The organism is Streptomyces sp. M41, assembly GCF_043673425.1.
In the GTDB taxonomy this organism is placed as follows: Bacteria; Actinomycetota; Actinomycetes; order Streptomycetales; family Streptomycetaceae; genus Streptomyces.
Genome location: NZ_JBIMKE010000033.1, coordinates 64,988 through 86,356, shown reverse-complemented (window position 1 = coordinate 86,356; position 21,369 = coordinate 64,988). Strand labels below are relative to the sequence as shown.

The window sequence follows — 21,369 nt, the reverse complement described above, 5'->3', positions numbered from 1 at the left end:
CTGCCGGACAGTGCGCCTGAGGTGTCGGTGGATCTGGATGCGGTGGCGTACACGGTGTTCACGTCCGGTTCGACGGGTCGGCCGAAGGGTGTGCAGGTCTCGCACCGGAGTCTGGTGAACCATGTCGACTGGGCGGTGCGGGAGTTGGTGTCGGCCGGGAGCGGTGGTGCGCCGGTGTTCTCGTCGGTTGCCTTCGACCTGGTGGTGCCGAATGTGTGGGCGCCGCTCGCGGCCGGGCAGCGCACCTGGCTCTGGGACGGTGAACTCACCGACCTCGGCGGCGCGTTGGCGGATGCTGGTCCGTTCGCGTTCATGAAGCTGACGCCCGGGCATCTCGAGGTGTTGTCGAGTCAGCTCGGGGACGATGAGATCGGCGCGCTGGCCGGCAAGGTCGTCGTGGCCGGTGAGGCGTTGCCCGGCGCTCTTGTCGAGCGGTGGCGCCGGGTTCTGGGTGATGGGGTGGTCCTCAATGAGTACGGGCCGACCGAGGCCACCGTCGGTACCTGTGTCTTCCCGCTGGTGGAGGCGTTCGACGGTGTGGTGCCGATCGGGCGTCCGCTGCCCAACGTGACCATGCAGATCCTGGACGCCCACCTCCGGCCCGTCCCGGTGGGCGCGGTCGGGGAGTTGTTCGTCGGTGGCGCGGGTGTCGCGCGTGGCTATGTGGGCGACCCGGCGCGTACCGCCGAGAAGTTCCTCCCGGACGTGCACGGTCCGGCGGGCAGCCGGATGTATCGCACGGGGGACCTTGCTCGCTGGCGTTCGGACGGGGCGGTGGAGTTCCTCGGCCGGATCGACGACCAGGTGAAGGTGCGTGGCTATCGGATCGAGTTGGGTGAGGTGCGTGCCGCGCTCGTCGCCCGGCCGGGGGTGGTGGACGCGGCGGTGATCGTGTCGGAGGAGGACCAGCGCCTGATCGCGTACGTCGTCGGCGAGGTCCCGGACCTCACCGACGCCCTGCCCGAGTACATGATCCCGTCCGCGTTCGTGCAGTTGGACGCGATCCCGCTCACCGCCAACGGCAAGCTCGACCGCCGAGCCCTGCCCGTCCCGGACGAGACCACGAGCGATTCCTACGTCGCCCCGCGCACGCCCGCCGAGGAGCGCATCGGTGCGATCTGGGCGGATCTGCTCGGCAAGAACGCCAGCGTCCACGACAGCTTCTTCGAGATCGGCGGCCATTCCATCCTGGCGGTGCGCCTCGTCTCGCGACTGCAGCAGGACTTCGACCTCGACCTGCCGATCCGGGTCGTCTTCGAGCGGCCCACCATCGCGCAGCTCGCCGTGGAGATCGAGGACCGCGTCCGGGCCGAGATCGACGCGCAGCTCGCCGAATCCTCCTGACCAACGAGCGAAGGGCATCCGCATGCGTCACCTCATCTCACTGACCGATCTGACCGACGACGACCTGCGCGCGCTGGTCGCCCGCGGGGCGGAGTTCGCCGCCGGGGCGGTCGCCAAGCCGCTGCGGGACGAGGTGGTCGGCGTCTACTTCCGGCGCACCTCGACCCGTACCCGTACCGCCTTCACCAGCGGGGCGCTGCGGCTCGGCGCGCAGACGGTGACCTTCGGGCCCGGCGACCTCCAGCTGAACACGGGGGAGACCACCGAGGACACCGGCCGGGTGCTGTCCGGCATGCTGGACATGCTGGTGGCCAGGACGTCGGACGCGACGCAGGAACTGCGGGCCTGGGCGGCGGCCGGCCCGATGTCGGTGGTGAACGCGATGACCGCGGAGGAGCACCCGACGCAGGGACTCACCGATCTCACCACCCTGCACTGTCACTTCGGCCGCGTCGAGGGCCTGCGGGTGCTGTACGTGGGCGAGGGCAACAACAGCGCCGCCGCGCTGGCCCTGGCCCTGACCCGGTTCCCGGGGACCGAGCTGGAGCTGCGCACCCCGCCCGGGTACGGGCTGGCGGCGGACGTCCTCGCCACCGCCGGCGAGCAGGCGGCGCGCAGCGGGGCCAAGCTGTCCGAGCAGCACGACATGGCGGCGCTGCCCGCCGGGTTCGACGTCGTGTACACCACTCGCTGGCAGACCACCGGCACCAGCAAGCCGGACGCGGACTGGCGCACGGTGTTCGCGCCGTTCCAGGTGACCGGGGCGCTGTGGGAGGGCAGCCCGAACGCGGTGTTCCTGCACGACCTGCCCGCCCATCGGGGCGAGGAGGTCACCGCGCAGGTGCTGGACGGCCCGGCGAGCCTGGCGTTCGCCCAGGCCACGCACAAGCTGCACAGCGCGATGGCGGTCCTCGAATGGTGCCGGGCCGTCCGTTCATGATCAGAAAACGCAGAGCCCGCCCACGCGGAAAAGGCAGGCACAAGCTGCCGTCGCTGCGCAGCTACCGCGACTTCCGGCTGCTGTGGACCGGCTCGGCGATGTCGGTGATGGCGGAGCGCTGCTCCGGGATGGCCTTCATGCTGCTGGTGCTCTGGCACACCCGGTCGGAGAGCGCGGCGGGCATCGTCGGGTTCGCGGGGCTGCTGCCGTCGCTGCTCGTGCAGCTGCCGGCCGGTGTCCTGGTGGACCGGCTGAACCGGCGGCGCGTCATGATGACGTGCGTCGTGGTGCGGATGGTCGCCGTGGCGACGGTCGCCGTCTCCCTGCTGGGGGACACGGTGTGGGTGTGGCACATCGCCCTGGTGGCGTTCGTGCAGAGCAGCATGACCGTCTTCTACCAGCTGTCGGAACGGGCCATGGTGCGCAACGTGGTGCCCTCCCGGCAGCTGGGCGCGGCGATGGCCACCAACGAGGCCCGCTCCCGTGGCGTCAACTTCGTCGGGCACCCCGCGAGCGGGGCGATGTTCGGTCTGTCGGCGTGGGTGCCGTTCCTGACCAGCGTGGCGCTCTATCTGGGGTCGCTGGTCACCCTGGTGAAGCTGCGGGGCGAGCGGCAGCCGCCCCGCGGGCCGCGCACCGGGCGCCGGATGCGCTCCGAGGTCGCCGCCGGCTTCAACTGGGTGTGGGGGCGGGCCTACTTCAGGACGGCACTGCTGATCATCTCGGTCAGCAACCTGGTGTTCCAGGGGCTGATCCTGACCGTCGCCGTGGTGATCAGGGAGGACGGGGGAGCCGCGGGCACCATCGGGCTGATCATGGCGGCGGGCGGCATGGGCGGGCTGTGCGGGGCGTTGTCGGGCGGCTGGCTGAACCGGCGGCTGGCCATGCGGCAGATCATGATCCTCGCGCACACCTTGTGGGCCGTGGTCATGCCCACAGCGGTGTTTTTCCGGCAAGCACCAGCACTTGGGGTGCTTTTCTACATAACGTCTTTTATAGGAGCCGCTGTTACGGTCTCCGGCATGTCTTACCAGGTGCGCATCACCCCCAACGACATGCAGGGGCGGGTCGGCAGTGTCGTCATGCTCCTGGTGTCCGGGGCGAGTTCGCTCGGCGCCCTCGGTACCGGATACCTGCTGGAGGCGGTCGGCAGCCGCCGCGCCCTCATGGCGCTGTCGGCGCTGATGGCGGTGCTGGCCCTGGTGGCGGCCGTCGTCTTCAGCAGAGCCGGGGCGGCCCAGGAGGACCGCGCGGACAACGAACCCCTCGACGCGGCGCACACCCCACCGGAGCCGGCGGCGCTGCCGGCCCCGGACGTGCCCGCGCCGGCCTCCGTCGTGGACGGGACGCCGGCCGATCCCCTCACCCACGAAGCGCGGAGAACCGATGGATGACGCAGTGCGGCTGGAGTCGCTCACCAAGACCTACGGGTCAGGCGACAGCGCGGTGAGCGCCTTGCGCGAAACCAGCCTTTCCTTCCCACGGGGCAGCTTCACCGCGATCATGGGGCCCTCGGGGTCCGGCAAGTCCACCCTGTTGCAGTGCGCGGCCGGGCTGGACCGGCCCACCTCGGGCCGGGTCTTCATCGACGGCAAGGACACCACGGGTCTGAACGAGACCCGGCTGACCGAGCTCCGCCGCGCCTCCACGGGGTTCATCTTCCAGTCCTTCAACCTGCTGCCGTCGCTGACCGCCGAGCAGAACGTGGCGCTTCCGATGCGGCTCGCGGGCCGCAGGCCCCCGCGCGGCGCGGTCCGGCAGGCGCTCGCGCAGGTCGGCCTCGACAAGAAGGCCGGCAGCCGGCCCAGCCAGCTGTCCGGCGGACAGCAGCAGCGGGTGGCCATCGCCCGCGCCCTGGTGTCCCGGCCCGCCGTGCTCTTCGCGGACGAGCCGACCGGCGCCCTCGACCTGTCCACCGGCCGTGAACTCCTCGTCACCCTGCGCGCGTTGGCGGGACCGGGCGGCGGCACCCCCGGCACCCCCGGAACCTCCGGCACTCCCGGAACCTCCGGCACTCCCCGTACGCGCGGCACCTCCGGTACCGAGGACCGGGTGACCACCACCATCGTCATGGTCACCCACGACCCGAACGTCGCCGCCTACGCGGACCGGGTGCTCTTCCTCGCCGACGGCAGCCTCGTCGGAGAGCTGCTCCAGCCGACCGCCGAGGACGTCGCCGCCCGCATGACGCACCTGGCGGTGTCGTCGTGATCCGGGTGGCCTTCCAGACCCTGCGGGCCCGCTGGGTCTCCTTCCTCGGCACCGTCGTCGCCCTGGTCCTCGGCGTGGCACAGGTCGCGGCCATGGGCCTGCTGGTGACGACCGCGTTCGACCTGCCCGACCGGCCGGTGGAGCGCTTCGCCCGTGCCGACACCGTCGTACGCCCGCTGTCGGACGGCTGGGATCCGGCCCACCACGACCTGGGCGTCCGCTCCCCCGAGGCGGCCCGCGGGCTGAGCACCGAACTGCGCGACAAGGTCGCCGCGACCGGCGAGACCGTCGTCGACCGCGCCTTCTACGCACAGCTGCGCGGCGGCCCCGAGGACCAGGTCGGCCACCCGTGGGCGGTGGCCCGCTTCGGCGGCTACCGCCTGACCGACGGCGCCGCGCCGGCCTCGGACGGGCAGATCGTCGTCCCCTCCGACCAGGCCCGCACCGGCGATGAGGTGACCGTGCTGACGGCGGCCACCGTGCGGACGTACACCGTCAGCGGCACCGTCGCCCCCGTCGGCTACGAGGACGCCGTCTTCTTCTCCGAGGCGGAGGCCGCGCGGCTCTCCCCGCGGATCGACTCGCTCGTGGCGCTCGGCCCCTCGAAAGCCGTCCGGGACGCCGTCGGTGAGCGCGCCGACGTCCTCACCGGCCAGGACCGGCACAAGGCCGACGCCAGCGAGGCCGAGGACCGCGAGACCCTGGACAACACGATCACGCTGGTGCCGGTGATGGCCAGCGTCGCCGGGACCACCGCCATCTTCGTGGTGGCGTCCACCTTCGCCTTCGCGGTCGTTCAGCGCCGCAGGGAGGTCGCCCTGCTCCGCGCGGTCGGCGCCACCCCCAAGCAGGTGCGCAAGATGGTCCGCAACGAAGCCCTTCTGGTGGGCGGTCTGGCCGCCGCCGCGGGCACCGCCCTCGGCCTGTTCGGGGCGCAGCTCCTCGCCGACATGCTGATCTCCATGGGGGTGTCGCCGGACTGGTTCACCGTCACCCCGTCCCTGCACTGGACCGTCCTCGCACCGCTCGCCGCCGCCTTCCTGGTCGGGCTGCTGGTGTCGGTCGGCGGTGCGGCCACGGCGGCCCGCCGCGCCGGCTCCATCCAGCCCGTCGAAGCGCTGCGGGAAGCCGCCGTGGACGACACCGGCGTCACCCGGGGCCGCGCCCTGCTCGGTGCCGTGGCCCTCCTCGGAGGCGTCGGCTGGACCGCCTGGATCGCCACCGGCTCCCCGGTGACGGTGCTCTCGCCGACGGTGTACGTGGTCTCGCTGATGGTGCCGGTGCTGGCGGCGGCCGTCCTCGCCCCGCTGGCCGTGGGCCCGTTGGCCCGGCTGCTGATGTGGCCGTGGCGCCGCGCGAACGGCCCCACCGCGATGCTGGTCCGGGAGAGCGCGCTGACCGCCCGCCGCCGGACCGCGGCGACCGCCGCGCCGGTACTGCTCACCGTCGGCCTGGCGTTCTCCCTGCTCGCCGCCACCGACTCCCTCGGCGCGGCAAGGGACAGCGGCCTGCAGAACCGGATCGTCTCCGACTACGCCCTCGCCCCCGACGACACCCCCGGCATCAGCACCGAGGTGATCGACCGGGTCGCCGAGGTGCCCGGCGTGAAGATCGCCGCACCGCTGCTCACCACGGTCTACTGGAAGGACGAGGACCGCTACGACGAGAACGACGGGCTGGTCGTCGACCCCGAGGCGCTGAAGCGGACCATGGACCTCAAGGTCGTCGAGGGCTCCCTCGACGACCTCGACGAGAACAGCATGGCCGTCGCCGACCTGTGGCACATGGACCTCGGCTCCACCCAGACCGTGCTGATGGCCGACGGCTCCACCCAGAAGCTGAAGGTGGCCGCCGTGTACGAGGCGCTGCGCGGCGAGGACGTGGCCTATCTGCCGTCCCGGTTCGCCGACACCGCGCTGTTCGCGCGCGACGGCCTCGCCCGCCGCGCCTACATCACCCTGGACGAGGGCACCGACCGACAGGCCGCCACCGCGGCCATCCGCAAGGCGGTCGCCGGCAGCGGCGCCACCTTCATGACGCGGGACGAACTGGTCGCCTCCGAAGCCGCCTACGCCCGGCATCTGAACGAGGTCCGGCAACGCTCCACCGCGGTGATCATCATGCTGTTCTGCTTCATCGCGATCCTCAACACGCTGCTGATGGCCACCGCCGACCGCCGGCGCGACCTGGCCGTCCTGCGAACCGCGGGCGCCACGCCACGGCAGGTCCTGCGGTTCTTCGTCGCCGAGTCGCTCCTGGTGTCCGCGATCGGTGTGGTGCTGGCGCTGGCCGCCACCGCCGTCAACCTGGCCGGGCTGTGGGGAGCGCTGCTCCAGCTCTTCGGCACCACCCCGATCGTCGTGCCGTACGCGGTGGTCGCGGGCGTGGCCGTGGTCTCCACCCTGCTGGCGCTCCTCGGCACCGTCCTGCCGGTCGGCGCGGCGCTGCGGGCCCGGGCCGTACAGCTGATCGGGGCCCGCGAGTAGGACACTCCGGCACGCCCCCACCCACCCCCTTCTCAACTCTGCGGCGCTGAGCGCCTTTACCACCCCGGACCCACACGGCCCGGTCCCGAAACCCCCGTCGGGACCGGGCCGTGTGCTGTCTCGGGGCCTGTGCCCATCCCCGACAGATCCCCGCTGGACCCATAAGAGAGCCGATAAGAGCCCCGGTATAGGTCGCCGTCGGACGCTGGGCGGGCATCCGACCACCGAAGGGACACCGTCATGGCTGACGAGCAGACCGACCACCGCACCTACCGGGTCGTCCTCAACGACGAGGAGCAGTACTCGATCTGGGACGCGGACCGGGAACTGCCGGCCGGCTGGCACGCCGAGGGCACCGAAGGCTCCCGGCAGGACTGCCTCCAGCGGATCGAAGAGGTCTGGACGGACCTGCGGCCGGCCAGCCTGCGCCGGCGCATGGAGCAGGCCGGCGCCTGACCGCGCCGCACGGCCCGCGGTGCCGGCGGCGGCACCACACCGCACAACACCCAGCACCACGCAGGCACCACACGAATCACGTCGTACGGAACGAAGGTCGGGAGGGGCGCTCAGCATGACCACGGGCGAAGGCCGCACGGGCGGACAGGTCGACGGCAGGGGAACGGCCGACGACGGCGGATCGGTCGACAGCAGGCGTGAGGAGCTGGTGCGGGCCAGGCTCGCCGGAGGCCGCGGCGGCCGGCGAGCCGCGGTCACCCCCGTCGACCGCGGCGGCCCGCTCGCCCTCTCCCACGGGCAGCAGCAGATGTGGTTCCTCAGCCGGCTCGACCCGGCGAGCTGGGAGTACAGCGTCCCCGTGGCGCTGCGACTGCGCGGACCGCTCGCCACGGAACCACTGCGCCGCGGCTTCGAGGAACTGGTGGCCCGCCATGAGATCCTGCGCACCCGCTACGGCCTCGACGGCACCGAGCCGGTCCAGCTGATCGACCCGCCCGGCCCGTTCGACCTCCCCGTCGACGACCTCACCGGCACCGGTACCGCCGCAGAGCGCGAGGAGCGGGCCCGTCTGCTGGCCGAGGCCGAACCGGGCCGCCCGTTCGACCTGGCCGACGGCGCCCCGCTGCGGGCCCGGCTGATCCGCGTCGCACCGGAGGACCACCTGCTGGTCGTCGTCTTCCACCACGTGGCCTGCGACGAGTGGTCCGTGGGGCTGTTCCTCGAGGAACTGGCCGCGCTGTACGAGGCGTTCGGCCGCGACGAGCCCTCCCCGCTGGCCCCGCTCCCCGTGCAGTACGCCGACTACGCGGCCTGGCAGCGCCGCCGCCTCGACACCGGGGAACTCGACCGGCAGCTCGACCACTGGCGCGAACGCCTCGCCGGCCTCACCCCGCTCGAGGTGCCGACCGACCGCCGGCGCCCCTCCACCCGCTCCTACGCCGGTGACGCGGTACCCGTCCACCTGTCGGCCCCGCTGGCCGGCCGGCTGCGCGACCTCGGCGCCGCGCACGGCGCGACCCTCTTCCACACCCTCCTCGCCGGCTACCAGGGCCTGCTCTCCCGCTACACCGGCCGCGACGACATCGCCGTGGGCACCGTCGTCTCCGGCCGCAACCGGCCCGAACTCGAAGGGCTCATCGGCTACGGCATCAACACCCTGGTCCTGCGCGGCCGGTGGCAGGGCGACCCCACCTTCCGGCAGCTCGTCACGGGCGCCCGGGAGACCGTCCTGGACGCCTTCGACCACCAGGAGTTCCCCTTCGCCCGCCTCGTCGACGAGCTGGCCCCGGCCCGGGACATGTCCCGCACCCCGCTGTGCCAGGTGGCCTTCACCATGCACCGCGAACGCACCACCGGTTTCACCCTGCCCGGCGTCGACACCGAGACTCTGACCGCCACCTCCCAGGTCTCCCGCTTCGACCTCACCCTCCAGCTCCGCGAGACCGACGACGGCTCGGTCACCGGCACCCTGGAGTACAGCACCGCCCTCTACGACCGGACCACCGTCGAGCGCATGGCCGGGCACCTGGAACGGCTCCTGGTGTCCGCCGCCGCCGACCCCGACCGGCGGCTGTCCCGCCTGGACATGCTCGACGACACCGACCTCGCCGTCCTGCTGCCCGAGGTCCACACCTTCGACGCGCCCACCCGCTGCGTCCACGAACTCGTCGAGGAACGCGCCGCCGCCACTCCCGACGCCATCGCCGTCGTCTGCGGCAGCGAAAGCCTCACCTACGCCGAGCTGAACGCCCGCGCCAACCGCCTCGCCCATCATCTGCGTTCGCTCGGCGCCGCCCCCGGCCGCCTCGTCGCCGTCGCCCTCGACCGCGGCCCGCACCTGGTGCCCGCCCTGCTCGGCGTCCTCAAGTCCGGCGCCGGATACCTGCCCCTGGACCCCGAGCACCCCACCGACCGCATCGCCTACACCCTGAGCGACGCGGGCGCCGACCTCGTCGTCACCTCCACCGGGCACACCGCCCATCTGCGCGACGCCGCCGACGGACGGCTCGTCGTCCTCGACGACCCCGACGAGGCTGCCGCACTGGCCGCCGCGCCCGGTCACGACCCGGACTCCGGCGCCACCCCCGACGACGTGATCTACACGATCTACACGTCCGGCTCCACCGGCCGGCCCAAGGGCGTCGGCCTCAGCCACACCAATGTGCTGCGCCTGTTCATCGCCACCGAGGAGCACTTCGGCTTCGACGAGCACGACGTGTGGACGCTGTTCCACTCGTACGCCTTCGACATGTCGGTGTGGGAGATCTGGGGCGCCCTCACCTACGGCGGCCGGCTCGTCGTCGTACCGCCGGACGTCTCCCGGTCCCCTGAGGACTTCCTGCGCCTGCTCGCCGACGAGCAGGTCACCGTCCTCAACCAGACCCCGTCCGCCTTCCGCAGCCTGGTCTCCCTGGCCGCCGAGGACCACCCCTTGGTCGGCGAACTCGCCGTGCGCGTCGTGTCGTTCGGCGGGGAACGGCTCGACATCCCCGCCCTGCGCCCCTGGGTCGAGCGCCGCAACCTCGACGTCACCGCCCTCGCCAACCTCTACGGCATCACCGAGACCTGCGTGCACACCACGTTCCACCTCGTCACCGAGGCCGACCTGGACGCCGACACCGGCAACCCGGTCGGCGTGCCGCTGCGCGACCTCCAGGTCCACCTGCTCGGCCCGCACGGCGAACTCGTGCCCATCGGCGTGCCCGGCGAGATCCACGTCGGCGGCCCCGGCGTCGCCCTCATGTACCTGGGCCGCCCCGCCCTCACCGCGGAACGCTTCGTACCCGACCCGTACGGCACCCCCGGCACCCGCCTCTACCGCAGCGGCGACCTCGCCTCCCGGCGCCCCGACGGCAGCCTCGACTACCTGGGCCGCATCGACCACCAGGTCAAGATCCGCGGTCACCGCATCGAACTCGGCGAGATCAAGGCCGCGCTCACCACGCACCCCCGGGTCCGTGACGCGGTCGTCGTCGCCCGCGAGGACACCCCCGGCGACCGCCGGCTCATCGCCTACGTCGTCCCCACCGGCGACGCCGTCGCCGCGCCCAGCGAACTGCGCGCCCTGCTCGCCCGCACCCTGCCCGACTACATGATCCCGGCCGCGTTCCTCGTCGTCGGCCGCATCCCGCTCACCGTCAACGGCAAGCTCGACCAGGCCGCCCTGCCGGCCCCCGACCGCAGCGCACTCGGCGTGGACGCCGTACACGTCGCACCGCGCACGCCCGCCGAGGAGGAGATGGTCGCCGTCTGGCGCGAGGTCCTCGGCGTGCAGACCGTCGGCGTCGAGGACAACTTCTTCGACCTGGGCGGCGACTCCCTGCGCGCCGTCGCCCTGGTCGGGGCCCTGCGCGGCAGCGAGTACGACGTCACCGTCCGCGACGTCTTCGAGCACCGTACGCCCGCCGAACTCGTCACCTTCGTCACCGGCCGCCCCGCCCCCGCCGCCCCCCGGCAGCCCGTCGCCCCCTTCGCCCTGCTCGGCGACGACGACCGCGGTCGCCTCCCCGAGGGTCTGGTGGACGCCTACCCGCTGGCCCAGGTGCAGCTCGGCATGGTCGTGGAGATGCTCGCCGACGACGGCCGCAACCACTACCACAACTCCACCTGCTTCCGGATCCTCGACGAACACCCCCTCGACCCGGCCGTCCTCCAGCGGACCGTGGACACCGTCCTGGCCCGCCACGAGATCCTCCGTTCCAGCTTCGCCATCGAGGGCTACAGCGTCCCGCTCCAGCTCGTGCACCCCGCCACCGACGTGACCTCACCCGTCGCCGCCCGGGACCTCACCGGGCTGGACGCCGACGCCGTCGAAGCGTCGCTGCGCGCCTACATGGCCGAGGAGCGCACCCAGCTCTTCGACCTCACCCGCCCCCCGCTGATCCGCTTCACCGGCCACGCCTGCGACGACGGCTCCTGGTGGCTGACCCTCACCGAATGCCACGCCGTCCTCGAAGGATGGAGTCACCACTCCCTCCTGATGGAACTCGTCACCACCTACCACGCCCTGCGCGCGGGCGAGCCCCTCCCGGACCCGGACACCCCCAACATCCGGTACGCGGACTTCGTCGCCGCGGAACTGGCCTCCCTCGCCGGGGACGAGGACCGCGCCTACTGGAAGGGCATCCTCGACGAGCACACCCCCTTCGAGATCCCCTCCGGCCTCGGCGACGACCCGGCCACCACCCCCCGTGGCCTCAACCGCTCCTGGGTGCCCTACCACGACCTGGAGACCGGCCTGCGCACCCTCGCCACCCAGGCCAAGGTGCCCATCAAGAGCGTGCTGCACGCCGCCCACCTCAAGGTGATGAGCCAACTCACCCACGAGGAAGCCTTCTTCACCGGCCTCGTCACCAACGCCCGCCCGGAGGCGGCCGGCGCGGAACGCGTGTACGGCGTATACCTCAACCCGCTGCCCTTCGCCCACCGGCGCGGCGCCCGCACCTGGCGCGAACTGGTCCGCCAGGTCTTCGACCAGGAGATCGAGGTCTGGCCGCACCGCCGCTACCCCCTGGGCGCCATGCAGCGCGAACTCGCCCACACCGAACGCCTTGTCAACGTCCGCTTCAGCTACCAGAACTTCCGCCAGGTCGACCAGGACCTCGTCGACTACCCGGCCACGATCGACGACAGCCCCACCGAGTTCCCGCTCGGCGTCTCCACCCGAGCCGGCTTCATGGTGATCACAGCCCACCGCCACCACTTCGACCGCGCGGCGGTGGACCGGCTGGCGGCGATGTACCGGGCGGTGCTGGAGTCCATGTCCGCCGACGTGGACGGAGACGCCCGCGAGACCTTCCTGCCGGCCGGCGAACGCGAGCGGGTACTGACCGCTTGGAACGACTCCGGGGTGTCGGTGCGTGAGGTGTCGGTGCCGGGGCTGATCGCCGAGCAGGTGGCGCTGCGGCCGGGTGCGGTGGCGGTGGAGTCGGGTGGTACGGCGTTGTCGTTCGCGGAGTTGGATGTGCGGGCGAATCGTCTGGCGCATGCGTTGCGTGGGGCGGGGGTGGGTGCGGAGTCGTCGGTGGCGGTGTTGCTGGATCGGTCGGTCGATCTGGTGGTGGCGTTGTTGGCGGTGTGGCGTGCGGGGGCCTCCTTTGTGCCGATGGATCCGGTGCTGCCGGCCGGGCGGGTCGCTGGGATGGTGGCGGATGCCGGTGTGCAGGTGGCGGTGACGTCGCGGGCGTATGTGGATCGGTTCGAGGTGCCGGTGGTGCGGGTCGAGGAGGACTTCGCGCAGCTGCCGGACAGTGCGCCCGAGGTGTCGGTGGATCTGGATGCGGTGGCGTACACGGTGTTCACTTCCGGTTCGACGGGTCGGCCGAAGGGTGTGCAGGTCTCGCATCGCAGTCTGGTCAACCATGTCGACTGGGCGGTGCGGGAGTTGGCGTCGGCCGGGACGGGTGGTGCGCCGGTGTTCTCGTCGGTGGCCTTCGACCTGGTGGTGCCGAATGTGTGGGCGCCGCTCGCGGCCGGGGAGCGCACCTGGCTGTACGACGGTGAACTCACCGACCTCGGTGCCGCGTTGACGGACGCAGGTCCCTTCTCCTTCATCAAGCTCACCCCAGGCCATCTCGAGGTGCTCTCGGGTCAGTTGTCGGACGCCGAGATCGCCGGGCTGGCCGGCAAGGTCGTCGTGGCCGGTGAAGCACTGCCCGGCGCTCTTGTCGAGCGGTGGCGGCGAGTCCTGGGCGACGGGAAGGTCCTGAACGAGTACGGGCCGACCGAGGCCACCGTGGGCACCTGTGTCTTCCCGCTGCTCGAAGCCGTCGAGGGCGTGGTGCCCATCGGCCGTCCGCTGCCCAACATGACCATGCGCGTCCTGGACAGCCAACTCCGCCCGGTACCCGTGGGCGCGGTCGGGGAGTTGTTCGTCGGCGGCACAGGAGTGGCCCGCGGCTATGTCGGGGACGCGGCCCGTACGGCGGACCGCTTCCTTCCCGACCTGTACGGTCCGGCGGGCAGCCGGATGTATCGGACCGGGGACCTTGCTCGCTGGCGCTCCGACGGCGCCGTGGAGTTCCTCGGCCGGATCGACGACCAGGTCAAGGTGCGCGGATACCGCATCGAGTTGGGTGAGGTGCGTGCCGCGCTCGTCGCCCGGCCGGGGGTTGTGGACGCTGCGGTGATCGTGTCGGAGGAGGACCAGCGGCTGATCGCGTACGTGGTCGGTGAGGTCCCGGACCTCACCGACGCGCTGCCCGAGTACATGATTCCCTCCGCGTTCGTGCAGTTGGACGCGATCCCGCTCACCGCCAACGGCAAGCTCGACCGCCGAGCCCTGCCCGACCCGGACCAGGGTGCGACCGACTCCTACGTCGCCCCGCGCACGCGTGCCGAGGAGCGCATCGCCGCGGTCTGGAGCAAGGTGCTCGGCGTGGAGAGGGTCGGTGTCGAGGACAACTTCTTCGATCTCGGCGGACACTCGATCAAGGCGATCGCCCTGGTCGGCGCCCTGCGTGCGGAGGGCTTCGAAGCCGCCGTACGGGACGTCTTCCAAAACCGCACCGTCGCGGGGCTCGCCGCCACCCTCACGGACGACGGCGGATCCGCCGACGCCTACCGGCCGGTGGAGCCGTTCGCCCTGATCGGTGACGAGGACCGCGACCGCCTGCCGGACGGCCTCGTGGACGCCTACCCGTTGGCGCAGGTCCAGCTCGGCATGCTGGTGGAGATGCTCGCCGACGACGGGCGGAACAAGTACCACAACACGACGACGTTCCGGATCAAGGACGGCCGCCCGTTCGACGTGGACGCCCTGCGCGCCGCCGGTCAGGCCGTGGTGGAGCGGCACGAGATGCTGCGGGCTTCCTTCGACCTCGACGCCTTCTCGGTGCCCCTGCAACTGATCCATGCGTCGGCTGACCTGCCCGTCACCGTGCTCGACCTCCGCGGCAAGAGCTTCGAGCAGCAGGCCGAGGCGCGCCGAGCCCACATCATCACCGAGCGGGCCACCGCCTTCCAGCTCGACCGGGCGCCGCTGCTCCGCGTCTCGGCGCTGGTCGAGTCCGACGAGGCATGGTGGCTGTCGGTCAGCGTCTGCCACCCGATCACGGAGGGCTGGAGCCACCGGACCCTCCTCAGCGACATCGTCGAGGGCTATCTGCGCCTGAGGGCCGGTGGGCAGCTGCGCGAGGCCGCGGTCCCCGGCGTCCGGTACGCCGACTTCGTCGCGGCGGAGCAGGCGTCCCTCGACTCGGAGGAGGACCGCGCCTACTGGCGGGCCCTGCTCGACGCGCACGCCAAGTTCGAACTCCCGGCAGGCTGGGGCGACGCCGAGCCCGCCGACCGGGCGGTGACCGTGCAGGTGCCGCTCGGCGACCTGACCACGGCCCTGCGGTCCGCGGCACGCACCACGAGCACCTCGCTCAAGGCAGTCCTGCACGCGGCCCACCTCAAAGTCATGAGTCAGCTCACCGTGGAGGAAGCCTTCTGCACCGGCCTCGTCTCCAGCGGCCGGCCCGAGGTCGAGGGCGCCGAGCGGGTCTACGGCATGTACCTCAACACGGTGCCCTTCGCCCACCGGCGCGGCGCCCGCACCTGGGCCGAACTCATCCAGCAGGTCTTCGACCAGGAGGCCGAGCTCTGGCCGCACCGCCGCTTCCCGATGCCGGTGATGCAGCGGGAGCTGGGCGACGGTACGCGCCTGCTCGACGTCCGCTTCAGCTACCTCGACCTCTCCGACGCCCAGGCCGACAGCGACCTCGTCGACGCGGACTCCGGGGACGGCGAGGGCGCCACCGAGTTCGGCCTGGCCGTCGCCGCCCGCGGCAGCGGACTGCTGCTCACGGCGGACCCGGCGGTCCTCGGCCGGGCGGCGGTGGACCGGCTGGCGGCGATGTACCAGGCCGTGCTGGAGTCCATCGCCGCCGACGTGGACGCAGACGCCCGCGAGACCTTCCTGCCGGCCGGCGAGCTCGAACGCGTCCTCATGGCATGGAACGACTCCGCGGCACCCGTACCGCCGAACTCCATACCTGAGCTGATCGCGGCGCAGGTGGGGCTGCGGCCCGAGTCGGTGGCGTTGCAGTGCGGCGAGGAGGTGCTGACGTTCGCGGAGTTGGATGTGCGGGCGAATCGTTTGGCGCATGCGTTGCGTGGGGCGGGTGTGGGTGCGGAGTCGTCGGTGGCGGTGTTGCTGGATCGGTCGGTCGATCTGGTGGTGGCGTTGTTGGCGGTGTGGCGTGCGGGGGCCTCCTTTGTGCCGATGGATCCGGTGCTGCCGGCCGGGCGGGTCGCTGGGATGGTGGCGGATGCCGGTGTGCAGGTGGCGGTGACGTCGCGGGCGTATGTGGATCGGTTCGAGGTGCCGGTGGTGCGGGTCGAGGAGGACTTCGCGCAGCTGCCGGACAGTGCGCCTGAGGTGTCGGTGGATCTGGATGCGGTGGCGTACACGGTGTTCACGTCCGGTTCGACGGGGCGGCCGAAGGGTGTGCAGGTCTCGCACCGGAGTCTGGTCAACCATGTCGACTGGGCGGTGCGGGAGTTGGTGTCGGCCGGGAGCGGTGGTGCGCCGGTGTTCTCGTCGGTGGCCTTCGACCTGGTGGTGCCGAATGTGTGGGCGCCGCTCGCGGCCGGGCAGCGCACCTGGCTCTACGACGGTGAACTGACCGACCTGGGCGGCGCGTTGGCGGATGCTGGTCCGTTCGCGTTCATGAAGCTGACGCCCGGCCACCTTGAAGTGCTCTCGGGTCAGTTGTCGGACGACGAGATCGCCGGGCTGGCCGGCAAGGTCGTCGTGGCCGGTGAGGCATTGCCTGGCGCTCTTGTCGAGCGGTGGCGGCGCGTCCTCGGGGATGGGAAGGTCCTCAACGAGTACGGGCCGACGGAGGCCACCGTGGGCACGTGTGTCTTCCCGCTGCTCGAAGCCGTCGAGGGCGTGGTGCCGATCGGCCGTCCGCTGCCCAACATGACCATGCGCGTCCTGGACAGGCATCTCCAGCCCGTCCCGGTCGGCGCGGTCGGGGAGCTGTTCGTCGGCGGCGTGGGTGTGGCGCGTGGCTATGTGGGCGATCCTGTCCGCACCGCCGAGAAGTTCCTCCCGGATGTATACGGTCCGGCGGGCAGTCGGATGTATCGGACCGGGGACCTTGCTCGCTGGCGTTCGGACGGGGCGGTGGAGTTCCTCGGCCGGATCGACGACCAGGTGAAGGTGCGTGGCTATCGCATCGAGCTGGGCGAGGTGCGTGCCGCGATCGTCGCGCAGCCGCAGATCACGGACGCTGCGGTGGTGGTGTCCGAGGAGGATCAGCGGCTGATCGCGTATGTCGTCGGTGAGGTCCCGGACCTCACCGACGCGCTGCCCGAGTACATGATCCCGTCCGCGTTCGTGCAGTTGGACGCGATCCCGCTCACCGCGAACGGCAAGCTCGACCGCCGAGCCCTGCCCGACCCGGACCAGGGTGCGACCGACTCCTACGTCGCCCCGCGCACGCCTGCCGAGGAGCGCATCGCCGCGGTCTGGAGCAAGGTGCTCGGCGTGGAGAGGGTCGGTGTCGAGGACAACTTCTTCGATCTCGGTGGACACTCGATCAAGGCGATCGCGCTGGTCGGCGCCCTGCGTGCGGAGGGCTTCGAAGCCGCCGTACGGGACGTCTTCCAGCACCGTACGGTGGCCAATCTCGCCGCCACCCTCACGGACGGCGAACCCGCCGACGGCTACCAGCCCGTGGAGCCTTTCGCGCTCGTCGGCGACGAGGACCGCGAGCTGCTGCCGGACGGGATCGTGGACGCGTACCCGGTGGCCAAGGTGCAGCTCGGCATGCTGGTGGAGATGCTCGCGGGCGACGGGCTGAACAAGTACCACAACACGGCGACGTTCCGGATCAACGACGGCCGGCCGTTCGACGCCGAGGCCCTGCGCCGCGCGGCCCGGACCGTGGTGGAGCGGCACGAGATGCTGCGGACCTCCTTCGACCTGGAGAGCTTCTTGGTGCCGCTGCAGCTGGTGCATCCGGTCGCCGAGCCGCAGGTCACGGTGCGGGACCTGCGCGGCACGGACGCCGAGGGGTTCACGGCGGCGCGGCAGGAGCACATCGTCGCCGAGCGGGCCGCCCTGTTCGACCTGGACCGGCCGCCGCTGCTGAGGTTCGCCGCGCTGGTCGAGTCGGACGAGGCGTGGCACCTCGGCTTCACCCACTGCCACGCCATCACGGAGGGCTGGAGCCAGCAGTCGCTGCTGCGGGAGGTCCTCGACCTCTACCAGGTGTACGCGGCCGGTGAACTGCCCGGCGAACCGGAGCCGGTGGCCGTGCGGTACGCCGACTTCGTCGCCGCCGAGCAGGAGTCCCTCGCCTCCGACGAGGACCGCTCCTACTGGCAGGGCGTCGTCGACAGGTATGCGCCCTGCCGGCTGCCGCAGGAGTGGGGCGCGGGGAGCGGCGCCGCGCGGGAGGACTTCAAGCTGTCCGTGGACTTCCGCGACCTCGAGCCCGCGCTGCGCGAGCTGGCCCGGTCCACCGACACCTCGTTCAAGGCGGTCCTGCTCGCCACCCATCTGAAGGTGCTTTCCACGGTCACGGGCGAGGACGCCTTCCACACCGGCGTGGTCTACAGCGCCCGTCCCGAGGCGCCGGGCGCCGAGCGTGTGTTCGGCATGTATCTGAACACGTTGCCCTTCGCCCACGACAGGTCCGCGCGCACCTGGCGCGAGCTGGTGCGTCAGGTCTTCGACCGGGAGGCCGAGGTGTATCCGCACCGCCGGTATCCGCTGCCAGCGGTGCAGCAACTGGCGGGCGGGCGGCGGCTGTTCGACGTGATGTACCGCTACCAGGACTTCCACCAGACCGCCGGCAGCGCGGTGGACGTGCAGGCGGGCGCGGGCGACAGCTCGAACGAGTTCACGCTGTCCGTGGCCAATGTGCCGGGCCGGCTGGTGCTGCGCGCGATCAGCACCGGCCTCGACCGGGCCAACGCCGAGCGCGTGGCCGGGATGTACCGGGCGGTCCTGGACGCGATGGCCACCGACCCGGACGGCGATGTGCACACCTCGCTGCTGTCCGTGACGGAACTGGCCCAGGTCCTGGACGACTTCAACGACACCGAGGTGGAGTGGGGATGAGACGCTACGTCCACGAGGTGATCGAGGGGCAGGCCGCGGCCACCCCCGACGCCGTCGCCTTGCAGGTCGGCGGTCACACGGTCACATACCGGGAGCTCGACGAGCGGGCCAACCGGATCGCCCACCGGCTGCGGGCGGCCGGGGTGGGACCCGAGTCGGTGGTCGGGGTGCTGCTGCGCCGGAGCCCCGACACCCTGCCGGCGCTGCTCGGCATCTGGAAGGCCGGCGGATCCCATCTGCCGCTGGACACGGCGCTCCCCGCCGACCGGCTGCGCTACATGCGGGAGACGGCGGGCGCGCGGCTGACCGTGACACACGGCGGCAGCGCGGCGCTGCTCGGGGCCGGGCACCAGGGAGAGATCGTCGACCTGGACGCGGAACGCGAGCGGATCGCCGCCTGCCCGATGACGCCGCCCGACCGGTCCGCCGACCGCGACCCGGACGATCCCGCCCGCACCCACCGGCTGGCGTACACCCTGTTCACGTCCGGTTCGACGGGCCGCCCCAAGGGCGTGCAGATCGGCCAGTACGCGCTGCTGAACATGCTGTTCTCGATGCGGCAGTGGCACCGTTCGGGGCCGGAGCACCGCTGGCTGGCCATCACCTCGCTCGCCTTCGACGTGTCCACCGCCGAGCTGTATCTGCCGCTGGTCACCGGCGGCCGGGTGGTGCTCGCGGACGACGCCGAGGCCCGCGATCCGGCGGCGCAGCTGCGGCTGGTGCGGAGCGCGGAGGTCACCCATGTGCAGGCCACACCGGCCGGCTGGAAGCTGCTGCTGGCCGCGGGGATGGAGCGGCTCCCGGTTTCCGCGGTCACCACGGGGGAGGAGTGCCCGCCCGGGCTGGCCGCCCAACTCGTGGGCCGCGTCGACCGGCTGAGCAACCTGTACGGGCCCACCGAGGCCACCGTGTGGTGCACCGGCACCGACCTGGCACCGGACGCGGAGTCGGTGCCGATCGGCCGCCCCCTGCCCAACTACCGTGCCTATGTGCTCGACTCGGCGCAGCGACCGGTGCCCGTCGGGGTGACCGGTGAGCTGTACGTCGCGGGCGCGGGCATGGCCCGTGGCTATGTGGGCCGTCCCGGACTCACCGCGCAACGGTTCCTGCCGGAGCCGTACGGCGGCCCGCCCGGTTCCCGCATGTACCGCACCGGGGACCTGGCCAGGTTCCGGGCCGACGGGCAGCTGGAGTGCCTCGGGCGCATCGACAACCAGGTCAAGATCCGCGGCTTCCGCATCGAACTCGGCGAGATCGAGGAGGTGCTGCGCGGCGGACTGGACGTCCACGACGCCGCCGTGCTGGCCCGCGACGACGACCAGGGCGAGAAGTGGCTGGTGGCCTACGTGGTCGGCGCCGACGGCAGCGAGCCGGACCCGGCGGCGCTGCGGGACCGGTTGGCCGCCACCCTGCCCGCCTACATGGTGCCCGCGGCCGTGGTGCCGCTGCCCGCACTGCCGCTGAACCCGGCCGGCAAGGTGGACCGGGCCGCGCTGCCCGTCCCCGGCCGGGCGGCGCTCGCCGGGGACCGCGCCTATGCGGCGCCCCGCACCGCCACCGAGCGGCAACTGGTGGAGATCTGTGCGCAGGTGCTGGGCGTGACCGACGTCGGCGTACGGGACCGGCTCCAGGACCTGGGCGCCGACTCCATGCGGATCGTGCACGTGATGGCCGCGGCGCGGCGGGCCGGGCTCGGTCTGACCCTGCGGATGCTGCTGGACAGCGAGACCGTCGAGGACCTCGCGCACGCCCTCGACGGCACCCCGCCCGACGGGACCGGACCTGAACCCGAACCCGACAAGACACGAGAAGGCGAGGAATCGGCCATGACCTCGGTGGCACCGGCGGGCGGACCCGTCGACCCGACCCCGGCCATGGCCGCACACCGAGTGCCGGGCGCCACCGTGGCGCTGCTGCGGGACGGGCGGCTCGTGGGTGTGCAGGCGTACGGGGTGCGGTCCGCGGAGAGCGGGCTCCCCGTCACTCTGCGCACCCGCTTCCAGACCGGCTCCATCAGCAAGCAGGTCACCGCGTTCGCCGCGCTGCGGCTCGTCGCCCGGGGCGAACTCGACCTCGATGCGGACCTCGACCGGTATCTGAGCGGCCGGCGCGCCCCCCGCACCGCCACCGGAGCCGTCGTGACGCTGCGCCACCTGCTGTCCAACACGGCCGGCTTCTCCAGTGCCGCCGCCACCTGGTGGCGGCCCGGCGAGCCGATGCCGAAGCTCGACACCGTGCTCGACGACGTACGGGCCGAGTACGAACCGGGCACCCGGTTCCGCAAGGCGGGCAGCCAGTGGGCCCTGGCCGAGCGGCTCCTCACCGACGTCACCGGGCAGGACTTCGCCGACCTGGCGACGGAACTGGTCTTCGCGCCGCTCGCCATGGCGGACAGCTCCTTCACGCCGCCCGCCGACGAGCTCGCCGCCCGGGACGACTGGGCCGCGGGACACGACGGTCACGGCCGGCCGCTGCTCGACGGCTTCCGGGTGCGGCCGGTACGGGCCGGCAGCGGGCTGTGGTCCACCGCCGCCGACATCGCCCAACTCGCCGCGGAGATCCGCCAAGCCCATCTGGGCTGCTCCGACCTGCTCCCGGCGCCGCTCGCCACACAGATGCTCACCGAGGCGTTCCCGGGCAGCTTCTACGGTCTGGGCACGGTCGTCGACGGGTCCCTGGGGGAGCCGGAGTTCGGCCACGGCGGGCAGACCGCCGGGTTCCGGGCGCTGGTCTCGCTGCGGCTGCGCTCCGGCAACGGCTGCGTCGTACTGACGAACGGCGACGGCGGCAAGCACGTGCACAAGACGGTCGCCGCGTCCCTGGGCCGCGAGCTGACCGTCGACGACGACTGACCGCCGGCGCATGACCGTTGA

Annotated in this window: 8 protein-coding genes; all 8 read left to right on the top strand. The window is 72.2% G+C overall.

Annotated features, from left to right (window positions below):
• On the top strand, positions 1-1,344 hold a 1,344-nt coding region (locus tag ACHBTE_RS30420; protein ID WP_394727927.1), incomplete at its 5' end, for an AMP-binding protein.
• Positions 1,345-1,366: 22 nt separating this feature from the next.
• Positions 1,367-2,284 carry an ornithine carbamoyltransferase gene (locus tag ACHBTE_RS30415; RefSeq protein ID WP_394727925.1) on the top strand — a complete coding sequence of 306 codons (918 nt, stop codon included), beginning with the start codon at positions 1,367-1,369 and terminating at the stop codon, positions 2,282-2,284.
• Positions 2,281-3,678: an MFS transporter gene (locus ACHBTE_RS30410; protein WP_394727923.1), complete on the top strand. Its 1,398-nt coding sequence runs from the start codon at positions 2,281-2,283 to the stop codon at positions 3,676-3,678. Before ACHBTE_RS30415 ends, ACHBTE_RS30410 begins: the two co-directional genes overlap by 4 nt.
• Positions 3,671-4,495: an ABC transporter ATP-binding protein gene (locus ACHBTE_RS30405; protein WP_394727921.1), complete on the top strand. Its 825-nt coding sequence runs from the start codon at positions 3,671-3,673 to the stop codon at positions 4,493-4,495. The genes ACHBTE_RS30410 and ACHBTE_RS30405 overlap by 8 nt, the downstream gene beginning before the upstream one ends.
• Positions 4,492-6,981 (top strand): FtsX-like permease family protein, encoded by a 2,490-nt coding sequence (locus ACHBTE_RS30400; protein WP_394727919.1) that lies wholly within the window; start codon positions 4,492-4,494, stop codon positions 6,979-6,981. Before ACHBTE_RS30405 ends, ACHBTE_RS30400 begins: the two co-directional genes overlap by 4 nt.
• 240 nt (positions 6,982-7,221) lie before the next feature.
• Positions 7,222-7,437: an MbtH family protein gene (locus ACHBTE_RS30395; protein ID WP_394727917.1), complete on the top strand. Its 216-nt coding sequence runs from the start codon at positions 7,222-7,224 to the stop codon at positions 7,435-7,437.
• A gap of 115 nt (positions 7,438-7,552) precedes the next feature.
• A complete protein-coding gene (locus tag ACHBTE_RS30390; protein ID WP_394727915.1) occupies positions 7,553-18,496 on the top strand; it encodes an amino acid adenylation domain-containing protein in 10,944 nt (3,647 codons plus the stop codon).
• Positions 18,493-21,348, top strand: a complete 2,856-nt coding sequence (locus tag ACHBTE_RS30385; RefSeq protein ID WP_394727913.1) for an amino acid adenylation domain-containing protein — start codon at positions 18,493-18,495, stop codon at positions 21,346-21,348. Before ACHBTE_RS30390 ends, ACHBTE_RS30385 begins: the two co-directional genes overlap by 4 nt.
• Positions 21,349-21,369 lie beyond the last annotated feature (21 nt).

Excerpts from the sequence above, each read along its gene's own strand:
- ACHBTE_RS30415 (WP_394727925.1), top strand. The coding sequence starts at position 1,367 with ATGCGTCACCTCATCTCACTGACCGATCTGACCGACGACGACCTGCGC.
- ACHBTE_RS30395 (WP_394727917.1), top strand. The coding sequence starts at position 7,222 with ATGGCTGACGAGCAGACCGACCACCGCACCTACCGGGTCGTCCTCAAC.
- ACHBTE_RS30410 (WP_394727923.1), top strand. The coding sequence starts at position 2,281 with ATGATCAGAAAACGCAGAGCCCGCCCACGCGGAAAAGGCAGGCACAAG.
- ACHBTE_RS30385 (WP_394727913.1), top strand. The coding sequence starts at position 18,493 with ATGAGACGCTACGTCCACGAGGTGATCGAGGGGCAGGCCGCGGCCACC.
- ACHBTE_RS30405 (WP_394727921.1), top strand. The coding sequence starts at position 3,671 with ATGGATGACGCAGTGCGGCTGGAGTCGCTCACCAAGACCTACGGGTCA.
- ACHBTE_RS30390 (WP_394727915.1), top strand. The coding sequence starts at position 7,553 with ATGACCACGGGCGAAGGCCGCACGGGCGGACAGGTCGACGGCAGGGGA.